Here is an 18,447-nt window from a genome sequence, read left to right as displayed (position 1 = left end):
CGTGTAGGGTGACGTCCCCTTACATCCTGAGTACTTGCCTATGCGCGCTGGAGGACAAGCGGTCTCAAGCCCAGGACACCTTGGTATCGGAGAAGCGGAACAGGCGGAGGGTGAGCAGGGCCGTGACGAGGGTGTACGCCCAGAGGACGGCCATGGGCGTGATCACCGCGGGGAGCCCTCCGGGTGAGAGCACGACGTGTTCGAATCCTTGGACGGCCCAGTAGGTGGGAAACGCCGGCGCGGCCGATCGCATCCAGCCCGGCAGTGAAGCCAGTGGGACGAGCGCCCCGCCGATCCCGCCCATCATCAGGCCACCGAGGTTGCTGATCGCGTTCAGTTGCTGAACGCTCCGCGACAACGCGGTGACGAGCAGCGAGTAGGAGACGACGAACGCCGACAGCGACAGCGCGACGAGCATGGTGGCGAGCATCGACCCGCGCGGCCGGAACCCGTACAGCGAGGCGGCGAGCGAGAACACCGCGATCTGCTGGAAGGCGACCACCAGCAGCCCGGTCAGCGCCTTGCCCGCCGCGATCTCCCACGACGCGGCCGGGCTGGCGCGCAGGCGATTCCAGGTGCGCCATCCGTGCTCGCGGAAGAAGGAGAAGCCGATCGTGCCGGTGACCGAGAAGGCGAAGACGACCGAGAGCCCCGGCACGGCGAAGAGCACGCCGGAGCCGTCGCCGCGCGCACGCAGGACGGCCTGCGCCGCCGGCGCGACGAAGGCGACGAGGACGATCGGGGTCGCGATGAAGATCAGCGGCACCGATGGTGAACGTCGCAAGAGCCGCAGTTCGTGGCGGCAGATCGCCAGCAGGACGGCCGCGCGGCCCATCACACGCTCACCTCCCGGCTCGCGGGCGACTCAGCGGCGGCGGTGCCGGGGCCGGCCGGCTCGGTCAGGGACAGGAAGACCGCTTCGAGGGTCGGCCGGACGATCTGGACCTGCGCCAGCGAGCCCGAGCGAGCGGTGAGGTCTGGCAGCAGCCGTTCCATCGTCCCGGACGGATCGCGGGTGGCGACGTGCACGGTGTTCGGTGTCACGAGCGTGGCGCTCTCCTGCGGGTCGAGGGGCAGCGAAGGCGGCGGCCCGTCGAAGCGGATTTCCAGGCCGGTGTCCCCGTGGGCGTTCAGCAGGTCGGCGCACGTACCGGCCGCGGTGATACGGCCGCGGTTCATGATGACCACGTCGGCGTCCAGGGCCTCCACTTCGTGCAGGTAGTGGGTCGTGTACAGGATCGCGCTCCCCGCCGCGGCGAGCTCCCGGACGGTGTCGGTGATCGCGTTGCGGGACTGGACGTCGGCGCCGACCGTCGGCTCGTCCAGCAGGATCAGTGCTCTCCCGCCCATCAGAGCCATGGCCGTGTGGACCCGGCGCTGCTGTCCGCCGGACAGGGTCCGGCACGGACGGCGCAGGAAGTCGGTGAGCGCGAGCCGCTCGGCGACGTCGCGGACACGCGCCGGGCGGTCGCGGCCGGGCACCCGCGCGAGGCGGGCCATGAGGTCCAGGTTCTCCTCCGGCGTGAGCGTGAGATAGAGACCGAGGTCCTGCGGCGCGATCCCGAGGTTCGCGCGGGCGCGCCGCGCATGGCGGGCTATGTCGGTTCCGCAGACTCGGACCCGGCCGCCGTCCGGCCGCAGGAGGCCCGCGACGATCGAGATGAAGGTGGACTTGCCCGCCCCGTTGCGGCCGAGGAGTGCGACGACCTGTCCGGCGGCGACGCGCAGGTCCATGCCGTCCAGCACCCGCACGGGCCCGAAGCTCTTGGAGACGGTCTCGGCGTCGAGCACCATCAGATGGCCGCGTGTTCGTGCAGGGCGGCGACGAGGCGGCCGGTGGCCGCGTCCATGAAGTCCGCGCGGAAGCGGTCGCGGCTGTAGACGAGTGTTGTCTGCAGTGTCTCCCCGATGATCACGGCCTTCAGTTCGATGAGCCTGCTGATGGGGATGCGGCGGTCGGGGAAGGCGCGTGCCTGGGTGGCCGCGTAGCGCACCGGCCCGCCGGCGCCGCCGCCGTCCAGGCGGCCGGTGTAGTTCACCGAGATCTCGGAGCGTCCGGTGAGCTCGCGGGCCCCCTCCTCGGTGAGGTGGCGGAGCGCGCCGTAGCCGGAGCCGTGATCCGGGACTCCCGTCAGCCGCCGCCGCACCCCCTCCAGCGAGACGGACGGGCCGATCGGGACGACGACCGGATAGACACTGGTGAACCAGCCCATGGTCCAGGCGAGATCCAGGTCGGGCGAGGTGGACCGGCGTCCGTGGTCCCGGAGGTCCACCCGGATCTCCCCTTCGGGCACCCAGTCAGAGAGGCTGGTGAGGAGGGCCGTCAGCAGGAGCGGGACGAGGTCGGGGTCCGCAGCCAGGAGGGAGGATGTGGCGGAGGCGTCCAGGGTTGCCGTGCTCGACTCCATGGATCCGAGCAAGGCCGGTCCGCGATCGTGGTTCACCGGGACCTGGACGGTCTCGACGGCGTCCTGCTCCGCCCAGTAGGCGAGCTGCGCTCTGACGCCCCCACTCGCCGCGCGCTTCGCCTCCTGCCCGGCCCAGACCGCGTAGGGCGTGGTCGGTTCCGGCAGTTCCACGGGCCGGCGCTCGCGCAGCGCGCGGTACGTCGTGAACAACTCGTAGATCAGCATCCAGATGGAGTGGCCGTCCACGGCCAGATGGTGCACCGAGACAAGCGCGCTGGACGGCCGACCGGGGCCCCGGTCGCCGACGACCAGGGACATCAGCGGCCCGGTGCGCAGGTCGCGGGCGGCCTGCAATTCCCCGGCGCCGGACCTGATCATCGCCAGGGCGGCGACGTCGGACGAGCGGCTCAGGTCGAGGAACTCTACGTGCGGCGCCGGTCCGGAGCCTGGTGGCGCCAGCGTCTGCCGCCATCCCGACGGCGTTCGCGCGAGGCGCAGCCGGAGGGCGTCGTGGCGGTCGACGACCCGGCTGGCGGCCTGGAGGAGCAGATCGGGGTCGATGCGTTCGTCGCAGTCCAGGAGGGCCTGCGTGTCCCATGCCTCCGGGGCGGGGCCCGCAAGGTGCAGGTAGTGGTACTGCACCGGGGTCAGCGGTACTTCCGGCGCGGCATCGGCCCCGGCATCGGCCCCGGCATCGGCCCCGGCGGCGGGCGCGGCGGGCGCGGGGGATGCGGCGGCGGCGGACGCGAGCCTGCCGACCATCCCGGTGACCGACGCCTCCCGCAGGTCCTCGACTCGGAGGTGGACGCCGCGCTCCCTGGCCATGGAGACCACCCGCATCGCCGTGAGGGAGTCGCCGCCGAGCTCGAAGAAGTTGTCCTGGGGGCGCACCTGCCTGCGTCCGAGTGCACGCTGGAAGACGTCCTGGAGGATCTCCACCACGCCGTCGCCGGACGTGGGCGGGATGCCGTCCTCGGCGGATCCGGAAGGCGGGCTCGGTTCGGTCCGGCCTCGCCAGAAGCGTTCATGGCGCCACCGGTCGATGGGGAGCGGATCGTCCGCCGCGGCGGTGGTGGTGTCGTCCTCGCCGGGGAGCGGCCGGGCGCCGGTGTCGAGCCGGGCCTCCTCGACCAGCAGGTGCGCGTTGGTCCCGCCGAAGCCGAAGGAGGAAACCGCCGCGACGCGCGGGTGCGGCGCGGCGTCCCAGCGCGTCGCCTCGGTCGGCACGTAGAAGCCCGTCGGCCCCGGATCGATAGCGGCATTCCACCGCCGGAAGTGCAGGTTGGGCGGTATCACGCCGCTGCGGACGACGAGCGCCGCCTTGATGAGTCCCGCGATGCCCGCCGCTGCCTCCAGGTGGCCCATGTTCGTCTTCACCGAACCGAGGGCGCATCGTCCGCCGCCTCTTCCGTACACCATCGACAGGGCGTCGAACTCGATCGGGTCGCCGAGCGAGGTGCCCGTCCCGTGGGTTTCGATGAAGCCCACGGACGAGGGCGCGATCCCGGCCTTTGCAAGGGCCTCGGTCAGTACGTCGCGCTGCGCGAGGACGGAGGGCGCGGTGAGTCCCTGGGACCGGCCGTCCTGGTTGGTCGCCGATCCCCGCAGCACGGCGATCACCTGATCCCCGGCGGTGACCGCGTCCACAAGCCGCTTGAGCACGATGACGCCGGCGCCTTCGCCGCGGACGATCCCGTCGGCGTCGGCGTCGAACGCTCCGCACCGCCCCTTTCGAGACAGCATCCCCCACTGGGAGAGTGCGACCTGGGTCTCGGGGGCCAGCATCAGGCTGACGCCACCGGCGAGCGCGGTGTCGCACTCGCGCAGCCGCAGCGACTGGCAGGCCAGGTGGACGGCGACGAGGGACGACGAGCAGGCGGTGTCGACCGCCATGCACGGGCCGTTGAGGTCCAGTAGGTACGACAGCCGGCCCGCCGTCACGGAGTGGGCGTTGCCGGTCGTGGTGTAGGCGTCCACTGCAGCGATGTCGTCATGGCCTGTGCGGAGGTAGTCGTTGTAGTACACGCCGACGAAGACCCCCGTCCGGGTGCCGGCCATCGCCGGCGGCGGAACGCCGGCGTCGTCCAGGGCCTCCCAGACGACCTCCAGCAGCAGTCGTTGCTGGGGGTCCATCGCCGCCGCCTCCTGAGAGGTGATCTTGAAGTGTTCGGCGTCGAACCCGGCGACGTCGTCGAGGAATCCGCCGCGGCGGGACGTCGCGCGGCCGGGGACGGGCGCTGAGGCGCCGGCCGGGGCGGTGTCGACGTCCCACCGGTCGGACGGCGCATCGCGGACCGCGTTCCATCCCGCCAGCAGGTGCCGCCAGTAGGAGCGGGGACCGCTGACCCCGCCAGGGAAGCGGCAGCCGATGCCGACCAGCGCGATGGGCTCGCTCAGCACGGCCTCCGCCGCCCGGCTCATCCGGGCGGCGACCTCGGCGCGCCGGCCGGGGGAGAGCTGGTGGAGTCGTTCGGTGATGCTCGCCGCGGTCATGCCGCATCGCCTCCCAGGGCTTCGATCTCATCGAGCAGGACCGTGAACGGGCTGTGCTCCGCGGACGCCGGTTCGGCGGTCGTCGGCGTGGGGGTTGTCGGCGTGGCGGTGGTCGGCGCGATCGTCGCCGGAGCCGGCGTGTGGCCGAGCTCCTGCCCGATGCGCTGCTCGAGATGGCCGATGATCGCCTCGGTGGTCGGATGGCGCCACAGCAGCGTCGTCGGCAGCCGGATCCCGGTCGCGCGGTCGAGGCGGCGGCAGATGGCGACCGCCATGATCGAGTCGAGCCCGTGCTCGGCGAGCGGGGTGCCGGACTCGAGGTCCCCGGCCGCCGTCCCCATCTCGTCCGCCACCGTCGCGTTGACGAGATCGGCCAGCTCCTGCCGGAGCGCCGTCGCGGACAACCCTGCCCACCGGTCCAGTGCCGCCGGCGGACGCGGCAGCAGATCGTCCGCGGCTCCCGCAACGACAAGGGCGTGGTGCACGCCGCTGCGGTGCACCCGGTCCCACGCGGCGAGCGCCTCTTGCTCCTCAAGCGGCCGCATGCCGGTCCGCCGCATCAGGTCCCGGACGGCCGCGCCGCCGGACGTCACCGCCATGCCGAGTCCGCGCCACGGCCCCCAGCCGATGCTCACCGTGTGGCACCCCTGCCGAGACCGGTGCGCGGCCAGCGCGTCCAGGTAAGCATTGGCCGCGGCGTAGGCGCCCTGCCCCGGAATCCCGGCCAGCGCCCCGGCGGACGAGAAGAGCACGAGGAAGTCCAGATCTCCGGGCGGGAAAAGGCGGTGGAGGTGGTCCGCTCCGCCGACCTTGGCGTGCAGGATGTCCCGCATCGCCTGTTCATCGAGCCGGTCGACGGGCAGGTCGGCGGCTGTCCCCGCCGCGTGGACCACGCCGCGGATCGGCGTGTGGGCGCGCAGGACCACCGCGAGCGCATCCAGGTCCCCGACGTCGACCGGTTCGGTCAGCACGGTGACGCCCGCGGTCTCCAGGGCACGGACCGCGTTGATGCGTGCGCGGACGTCCTCGTCGGGAACATCGTCCCAGCATTCCCGCGGTGGAAGCGGCGTCCTCCCGAGCAGGAGGAGCCGTTTGGCCCCGCGGGCCGCCAGATGCTTTGCCGCGATGAGACCGAGGGCGCCGAGACCGCCCGTGACGACGTAGACACCGTCCGGGTCGCATACCAGAGGTGGACGGCTCTCCAGCGCGCCCAGCGGAACCGGCTCCGGCCGCGTCGCGACACCGTCGCGCACGCCCGTGACGTCCGGCGCCCCGTGCAGCAGCGTCGCAACGACGGCCTTCGCTGACGTCTCCGCGCTGTCACCCGGGTCCAGATCCACGATCCCGCCCCAGTGATCGGGCAACTCGGCGGCCATGACCTGCCCGAGACCCCAGAGTGGGGCCTCCCCGAGGCCCGCGCGGGCGCCCGCCCTCACTCCCGCGGTCAGCACCCACAACCGGCCATGGCCCGCCACCGCTCGCGAGCGGATCGCCTTGACGGCCGAGGCGCAGCGCTGCACCACTGCGTCGACGGTGTCGCCATCACCACCGCCCCCCGCCGGGGAGGGGAGGAGGACGACGGCGTCGGCGGACGCGGCGGTCGCCGGATCATCGGCGAGCACGACCTCGACTCCCTCGTCCTCAAGGTACCGGGCGATCGGCTCGGCCAGCGGATGGGGAGTTCCCGGCAGGACGACCGTCCCGATCGGTCGGCGCGGGCCGTCCGGGCGCGATACCCACTCGATCGTGCGGATCGGCTGGGCCGCCGGAACTCCGGTCGCGGAGGGCGGTCCGGCCAGGCGCGTGTAACGGACGCCCGTCAGGTACAGCAGGAGGTCGCCGTCGGCCGTGGTGACCTCGATGTCGAAACCGGGGTCGGTCCCGGTGCCGGTCCGCCGCCGGGAGAACACGCGGAAGCGCTCACCTGGTTCCCGCACCGGGCACAGGACCTCGACGTGCGCCGGGACGAGCAGTTCAGGATGGTGTGCACCGGCCAGTGGAGCCAGTTGCAGGGCCGCGTCCAGTGCGCACGGGAGGCCGCCCGCCGTCGCGGGACTGTTGCTCGCGCCCGCGCACACCTCCGCCATGAGGTGGTCGCCGGTGCGGGCGATCTCGGTGATCCGCCAGGGGAACGCACGGCCGTCGATCCCGAGACCGGACAGGATCCGTTCGAACTCGTCCGGAGACATGCCGCTGCGGCCGGGCTCGTCCAGCACGCGGCGGGCCTCTGCCGGAGGCGGCGCGCCGACGGCCGTCATGCGCGACGTCGCATGCGTGCTCCATGAGCCGCCGTCCGGGCGGATGGCGAGGTCCAGCCCTTCGTCTCTCGCGATGACCTGTACTTCCGCGGGCTGGTCGAGCGGCACGAACCGGAGCAGGTCCACGGTCGCGAGGGCCGAGCGGCCGAGTTCACCGGCGGCGGCGAGCAGGCTGCCCAGCAGTACCGAAGCCGGCACCACGGGCAGGCCCCGCACGGTGTGAATGCCGGGGTAGGGCGGCGAGGCGGGCGACAGCCGGCTCCGCCAGACGTCACAGGCAGGCTGCAGGCCCACGCTGCTGCGCTCGCCCAGAAGCGTTCCCGGAAGACCCGCCGCGGGCCCCGGGGATGGAACGGGCGGTCCGGCGGGCTGCTCCGTCGTCCCCGGTTGCGGTCGTGCCGACCCCGGCCGGCGGTGACGCCACGCGGCTGTCGGCAGGTTGATGAGACGCCCCCGGGTCGCGGGGCGCGCGAGACCGAGCACCTGCTGGAGGGCGAGGGCACCGTGGAAGGCGGACGTCTCGTCCGGTCCCCGGCGCAAGGTGTGGACCGTGCCAACGTCGCCGCCGCCGGCGATCTCGTCTATCGCCGCCAGCAGGACCGGGTGCGGCGCGATCTCGACGAAGACCGTGTGGCCGTCCGTGAGCGCGGCTTCCACCGCGTGCTGGAACCGGACGGGCCGGCGCAGGTTGGCGCTCCAGTAGCCGCCGTCGAATCCGGGCACCGCGCGCGGGTCGGGCAGGACGGTGCCGTAGAAGTCGGCCGACGGGCGGCGGACGGTGAGCCGGCCCAGCCCGCTTTCCAGTTCGGCGAGCAGGGGCTCCACCTGCGCGGAATGGGAGGCGACATCGACCGCCACGGCGCGCGCCGGCACCCCGGCCTCCTCGGCGTGGCGCAGCAGCGCGTCGATCCGGGCGGACGGGCCGGTGAGGACGGTCTGCAACGGTGAGGAGTACACGGCGGTCTCGACGCCGGGGAACCGTGCGGCGAGCACGTCGGCGTCCCCCGCAGGCAGCCCGATCACGGCCATGGCTCCCTCGCCGGCAATCCTTTTCATCAGGCGGGAGCGGCGCACGACGACGCGCAGACCGTCCGCCGCGTCGAGCGCTCCGGAGACGACGGCCGCGGCGACCTCTCCCACGGAATGGCCGATCACCGCCGCCGGCTCGGCGCCGTGACCGCGCCAGAGTCGCGACAGTGCGACCTGGACGGCGAACAGCACCGGCTGCACGGCGTCGATCTCCGTCAACTCCCTGCCTGAGAGGAGGACGTCGCGCAGCGAGAAGCCCGCCTCCGCCGCGAACAGCGGCTCCAGGTCGTCCACGGCCGCGGCGAAGATCGGTTCCTCGCCAAGGAGGCGGCGTCCCATGCCGGGCCACTGCGAGCCCTGCCCGGAGAAGACCCACACCGCCCCGGCCGGCGTCGCCGTTCCCAGGGCGGTCAGCGGGTCCTCCCGCCCGTTGGCCAGGGCGCGCAACCGCGACAGCGCTTCGGGCACGGAACGCGCCACGACCGCACCGCGGACCCGGCCGGAGCACCTGCGCGACGACGTGTGCGCGACATCGCGGAGGTCCACCTCGCCGGGCATGTCCTCGATAAAGGCGGCCAGTCGCTCCGCCGCCCCGGCGAGGCGATCGCGGTCGGGGGCGCCGAGGAGCAGCCGTACCGGTGCTCCTTCCCGGTCCGCCTCGCTCACCGGGGCGGGCGAGGCCGACTCGACCACGACGTGCGCGTTCGTGCCGCCGAAGCCGAACGAGGAGATTCCGGCCATCCTGCGGCCCTCGGGGCGTGGCCAGGGCATGTCCCGGCTCACGACTTCGATGCCGAGTCGCGCGAAGGGGATGTGCGGATTGGGGCGGCCGAAGTGCAGGTTCCTCGGCAGACGCCGGTGCCAGAGCGCCAGAACGGTCTTGATGAGGCCGGCGATCCCCGCGGCGGCCTCCAGGTGCCCGATGTTCGTCTTGACGGATCCCACGTAGAGCGGTCGCTCCGCGGGGCGTCCGGCGCCGAGGGATTCACCCAGCGCCCGCGCTTCGATCGGGTCGCCGAGCAGGGTGCCGGTGCCGTGCGCCTCGACGAAGTCGACGTCGCCGGGTGCGACACCGGCGTCGCGGCAGGCGCGGCGGATCACCTCGGCCTGTGCCTCCGGCCGCGGGGCCATGAGACCGTTGGACCGGCCGTCCTGGCCGACGGCGGAACCGCGGATCACCGCGAGCACCCTGTCCCCGTCCCGCAGCGCGGACTCCAGCCTCTTGAGGACCACGACGCCGCAGCCCTCGCCGCGGACGTAACCGTCGGCGTCGGCGCTGAACGCCTTGGAACGGCCGTCCGCCGCCATGGCGCCGGCCCGGTCGAAGGCCGCCGTGATCGTCCCGGAGAGCAGCACGTTCACACCGCCGCAGATCGCGGTCTCGCATTCGCCGGAGCGCAGGCTCCGCACGGCGAGATGGACGGCGACCAGCGACGACGAGCAGGCCGTGTCGACGGCCATGCTCGGTCCGCGCAGGTCGAGGAAGTACGACAGCCGGTTGGCCGCGACGCTCATCGCCGAGCCGGTGAGGGCGTGCGGCTCGGGTGCCTCCGCCGAAGAGGGGGCGAAGAGCGCGTGCGCGTGCTCGTTGGAGGAGATGCCCACGAAGACGCCCGTGTCGGTTCCGCACAGGGCGTCGGCCGCCAGACCCGCGTGCTCCAGCGCCTCCCAGGAGACCTCCAGCAGCAGCCGCTGCTGGGGGTCCATGGCGGCCGCCTCGCGGGGCGCGATGCCGAAGAACCGGTCGTCGAATCCGTGCACGTCGTCGAGGAGGCCGGCCCACGAGCCGGTGCCGAGTGGTCCGCTGAAGCGGCTCTCGGGGACGCGGCGCACGGCCTCGCGTCCCTCCGACAGCAGGCGCCAGAAGGCGTCGGGCCCGTCGGCTCCGCCAGGGAACCGGCAGCCGATGCCGATCACGGCGACGGAGTCCGCACCGATCGCGCCGGCGCGGGACGGACATCCGGCGGACCGCGCGGCGGCCGGGGCCGACGCAGCGGCGGGCGCGCTCGCCAGCCACGATGCCAGTGCCGCGATGGTGGGCTGCTCCCAGACGACCGTCGCGGGCACCTCCAGGCCTGTGAGCTCTTCCAGTTCTCCGGAGAGGGCCACGGCTTCTTGCGAGGAGAGCCCGAATTCACTGAACGGACGGTGCGGGTCGACTTCGCTCTGCGCGAGCCCACTGATCTCACCAAGCCTGCGGGTGAGCCAGTCGGCGACGTTCTGCCCGCCGGTCAACGGTCGGCCTCCGGCGCGATGTGACCGGCCAGGTATGCGCGGCGGCATGCCCCGCGCGCGACCTTTCCGCTGCTGGTCACCTTCAAGGTGCCCGGACGGACGACGTGGAAGGCGAGCAAGGTCGTCCCGTGTCGTTCGCTGACCGCGGCGCGGACGCGCGCTTCCTGGGCTCGGATGTCTCGCTCTGCGGACGGGGCGCGCCCCGTCCGCTCGGCCACGACGACGACTCCCGTCCGCCCGTCCCGCGTCACCTCGAAGGCGGCCATCCTGTCAGGACGCAGGTCGGGCGCCGACTCCCGGATCGTTGCCTCGATGTCGTCGGGATAGTGGTTGCGGCCGTCGACGATGATCAGGTCCTTCAGCCGTCCGCTGACGAACACATCGCCGTCGTGCTCGAACCCGAGGTCGCCGGTCCTCAGCCAGCCGGGGACACCATCCAAGACGGCTCCAAAGGTCTCCGCGGACTCCTCGGCCCGTGCCCAGTAGCCCTGGGCGATGTTCGGCCCGCGCAGCCAGATCTCGCCGACGTTTCCCGGGACCAGAGGCTCGCGGGTCCCGGGGTCCACGATGCGTACCTGCTGACCGATGGGCCGGCCGCAGGACACCAGGGAGACGGTGTCCTCGGAGGCCGGCTGCGCGACGCCCTTCTCCAGGGCCTCGCGGGAGAAGTCGCGCGCTGTGGGGTGGGCGCCCGTCTCGGTCGTCGCGGCGAAGACGGTTGCCTCTGCCAGCCCATAGGACGGTCGTAACACCTCCGGCGTCACCCCGTGCGGTGCGAATGCCTTGGTGAACCGCCGTAAGGTCTCCGCCCTGACCCGCTCGCTTCCGTTCAGGAACACCTTCACCCCACTCAAGTCGACATGGGTCTCCTCCGGCCGGACTCGCCTCAGCAGCAGGTCGTAAGCGAAGTTCGGCGCCGCCGTGTACGCGGGTCCGGGCCGCGACAACAGCGACAGCCAACGCGCCGGCCGCTTGAGGAACGAGACCGGGTCCATGAACTCGGAGGAGAGGCCGGTGACGAGCGGCACACATACCGTCAGCACGAGACCCATGTCGTGGTGGAGCGGCAACCAGCCGACGCACGTCCCATCCTCGGTCGCGCCGAACGCCTCCACGAGCTGGCGGACGTTCGCGATGACGTTGGCATGGCCGACCATTACACCTCGCGGCGAACGGGTCGACCCGGAGGTGTACTGCAGGTAGGCGAGGTCGCAGTGGCGTCCCTCGAAGCTCTCGCCCCAGCGGGCGTAGTCGCCGTCGATCGGCACGATCTCCCTCGGCGGGGGCAGCGTGCCATCGCTGAGCAACTCGGCGGCGTCGCGAACGTCCTTTCGCAGGACCAGCCACACCGTGGGCTCGCAGTCCCGCAGAGCTGCGCCCAAGCGCTCATTGGACGACAGCGATGTCGGAGCGAACAGCGGCACGGCGATGCACCCGGCGTACATCGCGCCGATGAACCCGATCACATAGTCCAGGCCCTCTGGCGCGAGGATCGCGACCCTTTCTCCCGGGTCGGCGACCATCGCTAGGCGGCCGCCGAGGCTCCTGGCGGATTCGATCGTCTGAGCCCTGGTCAGCCGCGAGCGGGCCTCTTCCTCCCCGGGCCCGAAACGTACATGGCTAAACAGCGGAAGATCGGGATTTGCAGCCGCTAGCGTTGCGGCATGCCAGATCAAGTTGCCGTCAGCAGATCCTGACAACGGTTGCGGGCGGTTCACGGCATCAAATCCCGTCCAACGAGGGGCATGTAGATCGCACAGGTCGGCCAGCGCCCACGATTGAGAGCCAGAAAACAAGATCGCTTGTTAATTATGCAACTCCTCTTTATTAAGTCGCGTCCCCTTCGGCAACACCTGCCGAGCTCAATCAGGAAATGCGTGCGCTCCACCGCTCAGCGCCGCGGTAGCGGCGCCAGGCGGCGGTGGTGACGATCGTTCACCGCGACATGCACCGCGCCGTGGTCGAACGCGGCCGGGTCCCGGCGCACCTGCGGTCGTGGGCGGCGTACTGGCCGGGCAGGAGGTGTGAACAAGGCGAGTTTGGTCACGGTCCGGTGAACCCGCTGCGGTCGTACGCGTCGAGGGCGCGGGCCACGCGATGCTCGCCGAGCGGCCCGCCGAGCTCACGAAGCTGATCACGGACTTCGCCGACACCGGTCGGCCGCGGCGGGGTGGGGTGGGCTGACCGGGGAGTCCGCCGCCTCCGCGACCTCTACGACTCCGCCGGGCCTGCCTCGTAAAGGCGGTAGGTGCTCAGGACGTTGAGCCGGTGCAGGTGGCGGCACAGCTCCAGCATTCCGCGCCGGGCGAGCTCAGGCGGAACGTCGTAGGCGGCGGCTATGGCCTCCGCCAGGGCGGGATCGAGATCGTCGGCCCACGGGTCGGTGCAGGCGGCCTCGGTCTCGGCGAGCGTACGTCCCGCCTCCACGGACGCGGCGACCTCGTCGTGCAGGCGTTCGAGGTACGCGATGAGCGCGTCGATGGCGGCCGGGCCGTCGCCCATCGGCCCGTGGCCCGGCACGATGGTGCGCAACTCGGGTAGCGCCTCCCTCATCCGGCGCAGTGAGCCCACGTACGGCTCGGGGCCGCCCTGCAGGAGCATGTGGGCGACGCCCGCGTGGCCGAGGAAGTTCCCCGTCCAGGCGGTGCGCGTGTCGGGGACGTACACGATCGTGTCGCCGGGGCCGTTGCCCGGGCCGAAGTGCCAGAGCTGGACGGTACGGCCGCCGAGGTCGATCTCGGCGAACGAGTCGAAGACCACGTCTGGGGTGCGCCAGCGGGTCACCGTGTCGAGCAGCCCCTCGTCGCCGTGCATGTTCCCGGACCGGACCTTCTTCTCGTAGTCCAGGTCGGTCATGTTCTCCTTGTTGAGCCGCGACGAGACGATGACGACGTCGTCGGGAAAGCCCATGTTCCCGAACGTGTGGTCCCCGTGGTACGTCGTGTTGGCCAGGTAGCGCGGCGGCCGGTCGGTGAGTTCGCCGGCGAGGGCCCGGATGCGCGTGGACACCTCGGGCGTGATCCCGGCGTCGACGATGAGAGCGGCGTCGCGGCCGGCGACGAGGCCGTTGTTGTCCTTCGGCGGGAGGGTCGCCATCAGGGCGTACACGCCGTCGGCGAGGCGGTGCGGCGCCAGCGTGAGCCCTCTGGGTGACAGGTTCGGGCCCTGGTAGCCGTCGGGCCGCTCGGCGATCTCGCGGGCCGGGATGGGTGGCTGGGACATCTCGATCGCTCCTCGTGCTCCGGATGGCCGTCATAAATTAATCGATCGATCGGTTATTTTCAAGCGCAGTGATCGGTGATTGGATGCGAACGTGAGCATGACCAGCAATGACCGGCCCCGGCGGGGGCCCGGGCGCCCGGCCAAGTCCGAGGCGGGCGACACCAAGGCGGCACTCGTCGACGCCGCGCTCCGGCTGTTCGCACGGAACGGCTTCGCGGGCACCTCGATCAGGGCCATCGCGCGGGAGGTCGGGCTGAGCGAGAGCGCCTTGTACGCCCACTTCTCGAGCAAGAAGGCGATCCACGAGGCGGCGATGCGCGTGGCCGGGCCCTTGGTGGCGGTGGTCGCGCTGGAGGAGACGCCGGCCGGGGCGGGCCCGGCGGAGTTCATCCGCGCGTTCACCGACCGGGTCGTCACCGCCTGGGACACCCCGCGGGCTCGGCAGGCCATCGGCCTCGCGGTGCGGGACGGACTGATCCACGACGACGGGATCGAGGAGGGCATCGAAGGGGCGCTCCGCGGCCTCGCCGGACTGTTCGCCCGCTGGATCGAGGAGGGGCGGATCCGCGACGACCTCGGCTCGCCGGAGGACCTCGCCTATGCCCTGATGGCGCCGATCGCGCACGCCCGGCTCATGTGGCTGCACGGCGAGGCCACCGCCGAGCAGCGGGGCGACGCGCGCCGCCGGATGACCGCCCACGCCGAGCTGTTCGCCCGGGCCGTGACGGTGCCCCCCTCCGGCGGGGACCGCTGAGTCTCAGCGGCCGCTGCGCACCGGCTGAAGTGGCGCTCGTTGGCGAACTGCCAGCCCGTCCAGTACGAGCCGTCCTCGTGCCGCAGGTGCTGGATGGCCGCGAACAGCTCGCGGGCGCGGCCGGTGTCGCCCATCGCGTCCAGGGGCCAGGACCGGCTCGAGTCGCCGTGCGCACCGCACTGGCCGACCTGCTGCCCGACCCGAGGATTCCGCCCCCTCAATCATGATCGAAAGATGGGGCACACATCCGAGCCGTGGACGGCGGTGACTCCGCCCGATCCGGCGCGCTATCGTCGTTGGCCGTTCGGTTGCTGCTCACGTGCCGCCTACCGTCCCGCGCTGTGGTTCAACGACAGCTTCGACTACGTGCGGATCGGCTGGCTCCGTTCCCCATCCGATACGATCCGACGGTTATGGATTCCTGCTCTGGGCGCTACGCCCGTTCCACAGCTTCGCCCTCATGGTGGCCCTCCAGTATCTGCAAGGCCTCGGTATAGTCGCGTTATTTCCGTTTTATTCATACTGGGTCGAGTCGGTGGATCTCGAGGGTTTTGGTGGCGTCGCGGGCGTGGTGCCTGCAAGGGGGCTGTGGTGGTGGTCTGCCCGGCCGTCTTGGAGGATCCCGATGGCGAGTAGATCGTGGCGGCAGGCGATCTGGCTGTGGCCGTCAGGGCGTTTCAGGCGCATCCTGTGAAGTGCGCAGAGTGGGCGCGCGTGGGCTCTGGCCGGCGAGGAGGAATGCATGGAGAGCGCGCCGAGCAGGACGGCGATGTTCGCGGCCGTGTCGCGTGGATTGTTTCGCCTGGAGACGGCGTCGCCGTGGGTACTGGATGATGTGCTGGCCCTGGTGCTTGTCGGCCCGGTATGGCGGGAGCTGCGAGACCGGTTCGATCCGCTGTTCCCCGGTCCGGTCCGTCGCGAGTCCCGCGCGGCTGTCTGCACCCGCAGCCGGTACGCCGAGGACCGGCTGGCCGCTGGCGCCTTCACGCAGTACGTGATTCTTGGCGCGGGGCTTGACTCGTTGGCGTGGCGGCGGCCGGATCTGCTCGGCTCGCTGACGGTGCTCGAGGTTGATCATCCTGCTTCCCAGGCCTGGAAGCTCGAGCGGGTCAGGGAACTCGGCCTGCCGCTCAGCGACTCGCAGGTGTTCGTGCCGGTTGATTTCGAGGCCGAACCGGTTCGGGATGCTCTGGGCGCGGCCGGGTTCGATTGGGCGCAGCCGGCGATGTTCTGCTGGACGGGTGTCGCCCCCTATCTGACGGCACAGGCGATCGAGTCGATGTTGCGCACGATCGCGGCGGCTGCTCCCGGGTCTGAGGTGGTGTTCTCCTACCGGGCCGAGGACTCTGTGCTGGATGACGTGGGGACGGAATTCGCCCGGATCTACACGCCGATCGCGGCTTCTGTCGGCGAGCCTCTTCAGCCCGGCTGGCCGGTGATCGAGATCGAGAGGCTGATCAGCCGGTGCGGGCTGAAGGTCGTGGACCATCCCGCACGTGCAGACCTCCAGCAGCGGTACTTCGCCGGCCGTACCGATGGGCTGCGGCCCTATACCTTCGAGACCCTGGTGGCCGCGCGGGTCACCTGAGCGAACGCAGCCACCTCCGGCAACTTCACCGTCTGCGAGGGCCAGGCGGTGAAGGAACGGCAGAGGAAACAACCTCCAGGGCCTCGGCGTACCGCGTCATGTCCGTCTTATTCATGCTGGGCGCAGTTGCCAGTGGCCGCGGATCCAGACGGCGAACTGGGCAGGGGGTTGCCTGGTGGGCGTCCAGGCTGGTGATGGCGTAGACGGTGACGGTCCGCCACTTCCCGTCGTCCAGCGGCCGGATCTGGCGGGTCAGAGGATTATGGCGGACGCCCAGAGCGGCCAGGACATGCGGCGGCGCGTCTGCGACCCATTCGCCGACCGCGGTGAACGATGTCGCTCCGGCCAGCACCGCCGCCGCGGCCGCCATTAACAACGACGTCAGGCTGTGGCGGACGCGCGAGGCGGGCTGTGAGGTTCCTCCACAGGACGGACTGCCGGCCTATGGCGCGGTGTCGGTTTCGCGGGGGTGGGGGCGGTGCTCCACATTTCCGGTGGTGGTGACGTACAGGTATTTGCTTTGTGCTTCGCGGCCGGCGATGCGGTCGGCGATCCAGTCCGCGATGGCGGATCGCCACGGTGGTCCGAGCACGGGCGCCATGGACTCGGTCATGGAATGCCGGGCGCCTTGGTAGATCAGCAGGGTGCTGGGGGCCGGGCAGGTCGCGGCCAGCCGGTGGACCCATTCGACCGGGGACAGTTCGTCCGCCTCGCCGCCGACCACCAGCCAGGGAACGGTCATCTCGCTGACGAGGGGACGTAGGTCGTAGCCGCCGGCCATCTGGTCGAAGGCGGCCTCGTCGCTCAGGCCCGCCATCCACATGTGGCGGGCTTTGAAGGTGGGGCAGGCCTGTTCGAAGACGGTGGTCGCGCCGGGTTCGAAGACCGGCAGGGCTGCTGCGCAGCCGAGCAGCGCCGGTTGGGTCGCGGCGAGCTGGGTGATCCAGAAGGAGCCGAAACTCGTTCCCCAGCACGCCAGCCGGTCGGCGTCGATGTCGGGTCTGTTCCGTGCCCAGGTCATCAGCGCTTCGCCGGCCTCGATCCAGGCGGTCGGCGTGACGTGTGCGCCGTGGATCGGTGCCTCGCCCTGGCCCGGGCCGTCGAAGGCGAGGACTGCGCATCCGCGGGCGAGGAGTCCGTCTTCCTGCCTGGCGACCACGGTCTCCCGGGGAGCGTCCATGCCGCCGCAGGCGAGGACGGTCGGTAGCGGTGTGATGCCGTCGTAGCCGGGCGGGAGGTGAAGCCAGGCCGGCAGCGTCGTTCCCTGGAAAGGGATGTCGACGCGCTCCACCTGGTGGCGGGCGTGGGCGGCCCATTTGAGGTAGGCGGCGTTCTTGCGGGCGTCGATGTCGATGAGTTCTTGGGTGGTCTCCCAGAGAGGCCAGCACGCCAGAGACCACAGCAGCGCGGCGGCGAACCAGTGTTCGCCTGCCGTGAGGTGGTGGCCGTCGTCTTCGGCGGCCTGGGCCAGGCGCTCGCGCCGCAGGGCCACGGAGCTCACCACGGGGACGAAGTCGGAGACCTTCCGCACTCTGGTCCGGATCTGCAGCATGTCTCCGGCGGCGCCGTCACCGCCGACCGGGCCGAGGGTGTAGGCCAAGCGCGGCTGATCCCATTCGATGCCGCTGTTCCTGATCGCCTCGTCGACCAGCCATCGTTGTTCGCGCCAGCGGCGCGGCCCGGTGGAATGCGCTTGTGCGGGCAACTGCTCTCCAGCCGTTCCAGTTCGTGACTGTGCAGGTGTATACGGGTTGTCTCGCTAATTTGAGTTGGGAATGCCCCAACTGTGCCTGAACCCCGACAGAGCCGGGAAATCATTCTCCTGGATGGACGGTATTGAGGAGACGAATAGTAATCGAGTAGAGCGCGGGGGACCCCCGGCTCGCCGTTCACCAGCCTCGCCGCCCACCAGGCCCGTCCCGCCGGCCTGGCCACCTGGATCCGCGGCCACTGGCGCATCCGCCGGCCGATGCTGTGGTATTGCTTTCGGGCCGGACTTGTCGCCGTCGGTGTGGCGCTGGGGTCGGGCCCAGGTGATCGCTGGATCCGAGCAAGCCTGGTGGCGGAAACATGGAGGCCGTGATGCCGGAACCCGATGGCGAGGACCACACCCCGCGGAGCACGTTCATGTTGATCTTCCGTGGAGGTGCTGTTTCGCGTCATGACCTGTCGCCGTCCGAGCTTCAGGCTCATGTCGAGAAGTGGTATCGCTGGTCGGAGGAGCTGGCCGGACAGGGCAGGCGCAACACCGGAACCGCGCTCGACGGGCCCGGGGCGACGGTCCGCGGTCGGGACCTGGTCACCGACGGCCCGTACGCCGAGTCGAAGGATCTCGTGACCGGCAGCATGATCTTCGAGGCGGCCTCTCTGGAAGACGCCGTCGAGGTCGCGCGCGGGTGCCCGACGTACGAGTTCGGCGGGTCCGTCGAGGTACGGCCGATCCAGGATCATCGGATCTGA

The 18,447-nt window shown here is 71.2% G+C and carries 10 protein-coding genes; 3 read left to right on the top strand and 7 right to left on the bottom strand.

Translation table 11 applies throughout. The annotated features are described in order from the left end of the window. Nucleotides 1-64: 64 nt before the first annotated feature. The 6 genes from QP089_RS07545 to QP089_RS07520 form a co-directional block, all read right to left on the bottom strand. On the bottom strand, nt 65-835 hold the full coding sequence (locus QP089_RS07545; protein WP_285910627.1) for an ABC transporter permease: 771 nt from the start codon (nt 833-835) through the stop codon (nt 65-67). Next, nucleotides 835-1,794: an ABC transporter ATP-binding protein gene (locus QP089_RS07540; protein ID WP_285910625.1), complete on the bottom strand. Its 960-nt coding sequence runs from the start codon at nt 1,792-1,794 to the stop codon at nt 835-837. Before QP089_RS07540 ends, QP089_RS07545 begins: the two co-directional genes overlap by 1 nt. Next, nucleotides 1,794-4,901: a beta-ketoacyl synthase N-terminal-like domain-containing protein gene (locus QP089_RS07535; RefSeq protein WP_285910624.1), complete on the bottom strand. Its 3,108-nt coding sequence runs from the start codon at nt 4,899-4,901 to the stop codon at nt 1,794-1,796. The genes QP089_RS07540 and QP089_RS07535 overlap by 1 nt, the downstream gene beginning before the upstream one ends. Continuing rightward, nucleotides 4,898-10,471 carry a type I polyketide synthase gene (locus QP089_RS07530; protein ID WP_285910623.1) on the bottom strand — a complete coding sequence of 1,858 codons (5,574 nt, stop codon included), beginning with the start codon at nt 10,469-10,471 and terminating at the stop codon, nt 4,898-4,900. The genes QP089_RS07535 and QP089_RS07530 overlap by 4 nt, the downstream gene beginning before the upstream one ends. Next, nucleotides 10,420-12,099 carry a fatty acyl-AMP ligase gene (locus QP089_RS07525; RefSeq protein ID WP_285910622.1) on the bottom strand — a complete coding sequence of 560 codons (1,680 nt, stop codon included), beginning with the start codon at nt 12,097-12,099 and terminating at the stop codon, nt 10,420-10,422. The genes QP089_RS07530 and QP089_RS07525 overlap by 52 nt, the downstream gene beginning before the upstream one ends. A 535-nt stretch (nt 12,100-12,634) precedes the next feature. Then, entirely contained in the window at nt 12,635-13,645 is a 1,011-nt protein-coding gene (locus QP089_RS07520) for an MBL fold metallo-hydrolase (RefSeq protein WP_285910621.1), read from the bottom strand. Between the two features lie 97 nt (nt 13,646-13,742). Here QP089_RS07520 and QP089_RS07515 point away from each other — a divergent pair, with 97 nt between their 5' ends. Further along, nucleotides 13,743-14,399, top strand: a complete 657-nt coding sequence (locus QP089_RS07515) for a TetR/AcrR family transcriptional regulator (RefSeq protein ID WP_285910619.1) — start codon at nt 13,743-13,745, stop codon at nt 14,397-14,399. Nucleotides 14,400-15,141: 742 nt separating this feature from the next. Continuing rightward, a complete protein-coding gene (locus QP089_RS07505; RefSeq protein ID WP_285910618.1) occupies nt 15,142-15,987 on the top strand; it encodes a class I SAM-dependent methyltransferase in 846 nt (281 codons plus the stop codon). A gap of 442 nt (nt 15,988-16,429) precedes the next feature. Here QP089_RS07505 and QP089_RS07500 read toward each other — a convergent pair whose 3' ends face one another. Further along, nucleotides 16,430-17,479 carry an alpha/beta hydrolase family protein gene (locus QP089_RS07500; protein WP_285910617.1) on the bottom strand — a complete coding sequence of 350 codons (1,050 nt, stop codon included), beginning with the start codon at nt 17,477-17,479 and terminating at the stop codon, nt 16,430-16,432. A gap of 590 nt (nt 17,480-18,069) precedes the next feature. Here QP089_RS07500 and QP089_RS07495 point away from each other — a divergent pair. Beyond that, nucleotides 18,070-18,447: a YciI family protein gene (locus QP089_RS07495; protein ID WP_285910615.1), complete on the top strand. Its 378-nt coding sequence runs from the start codon at nt 18,070-18,072 to the stop codon at nt 18,445-18,447.

It is taken from the genome of Actinomadura opuntiae (assembly GCF_030283205.1).
Classification (GTDB): domain Bacteria; phylum Actinomycetota; class Actinomycetes; order Streptosporangiales; family Streptosporangiaceae; genus Spirillospora.
The sequence above is the reverse complement of the archived record's forward strand: the minus strand, read 5'-3'. Positions and strand labels throughout refer to the sequence as shown.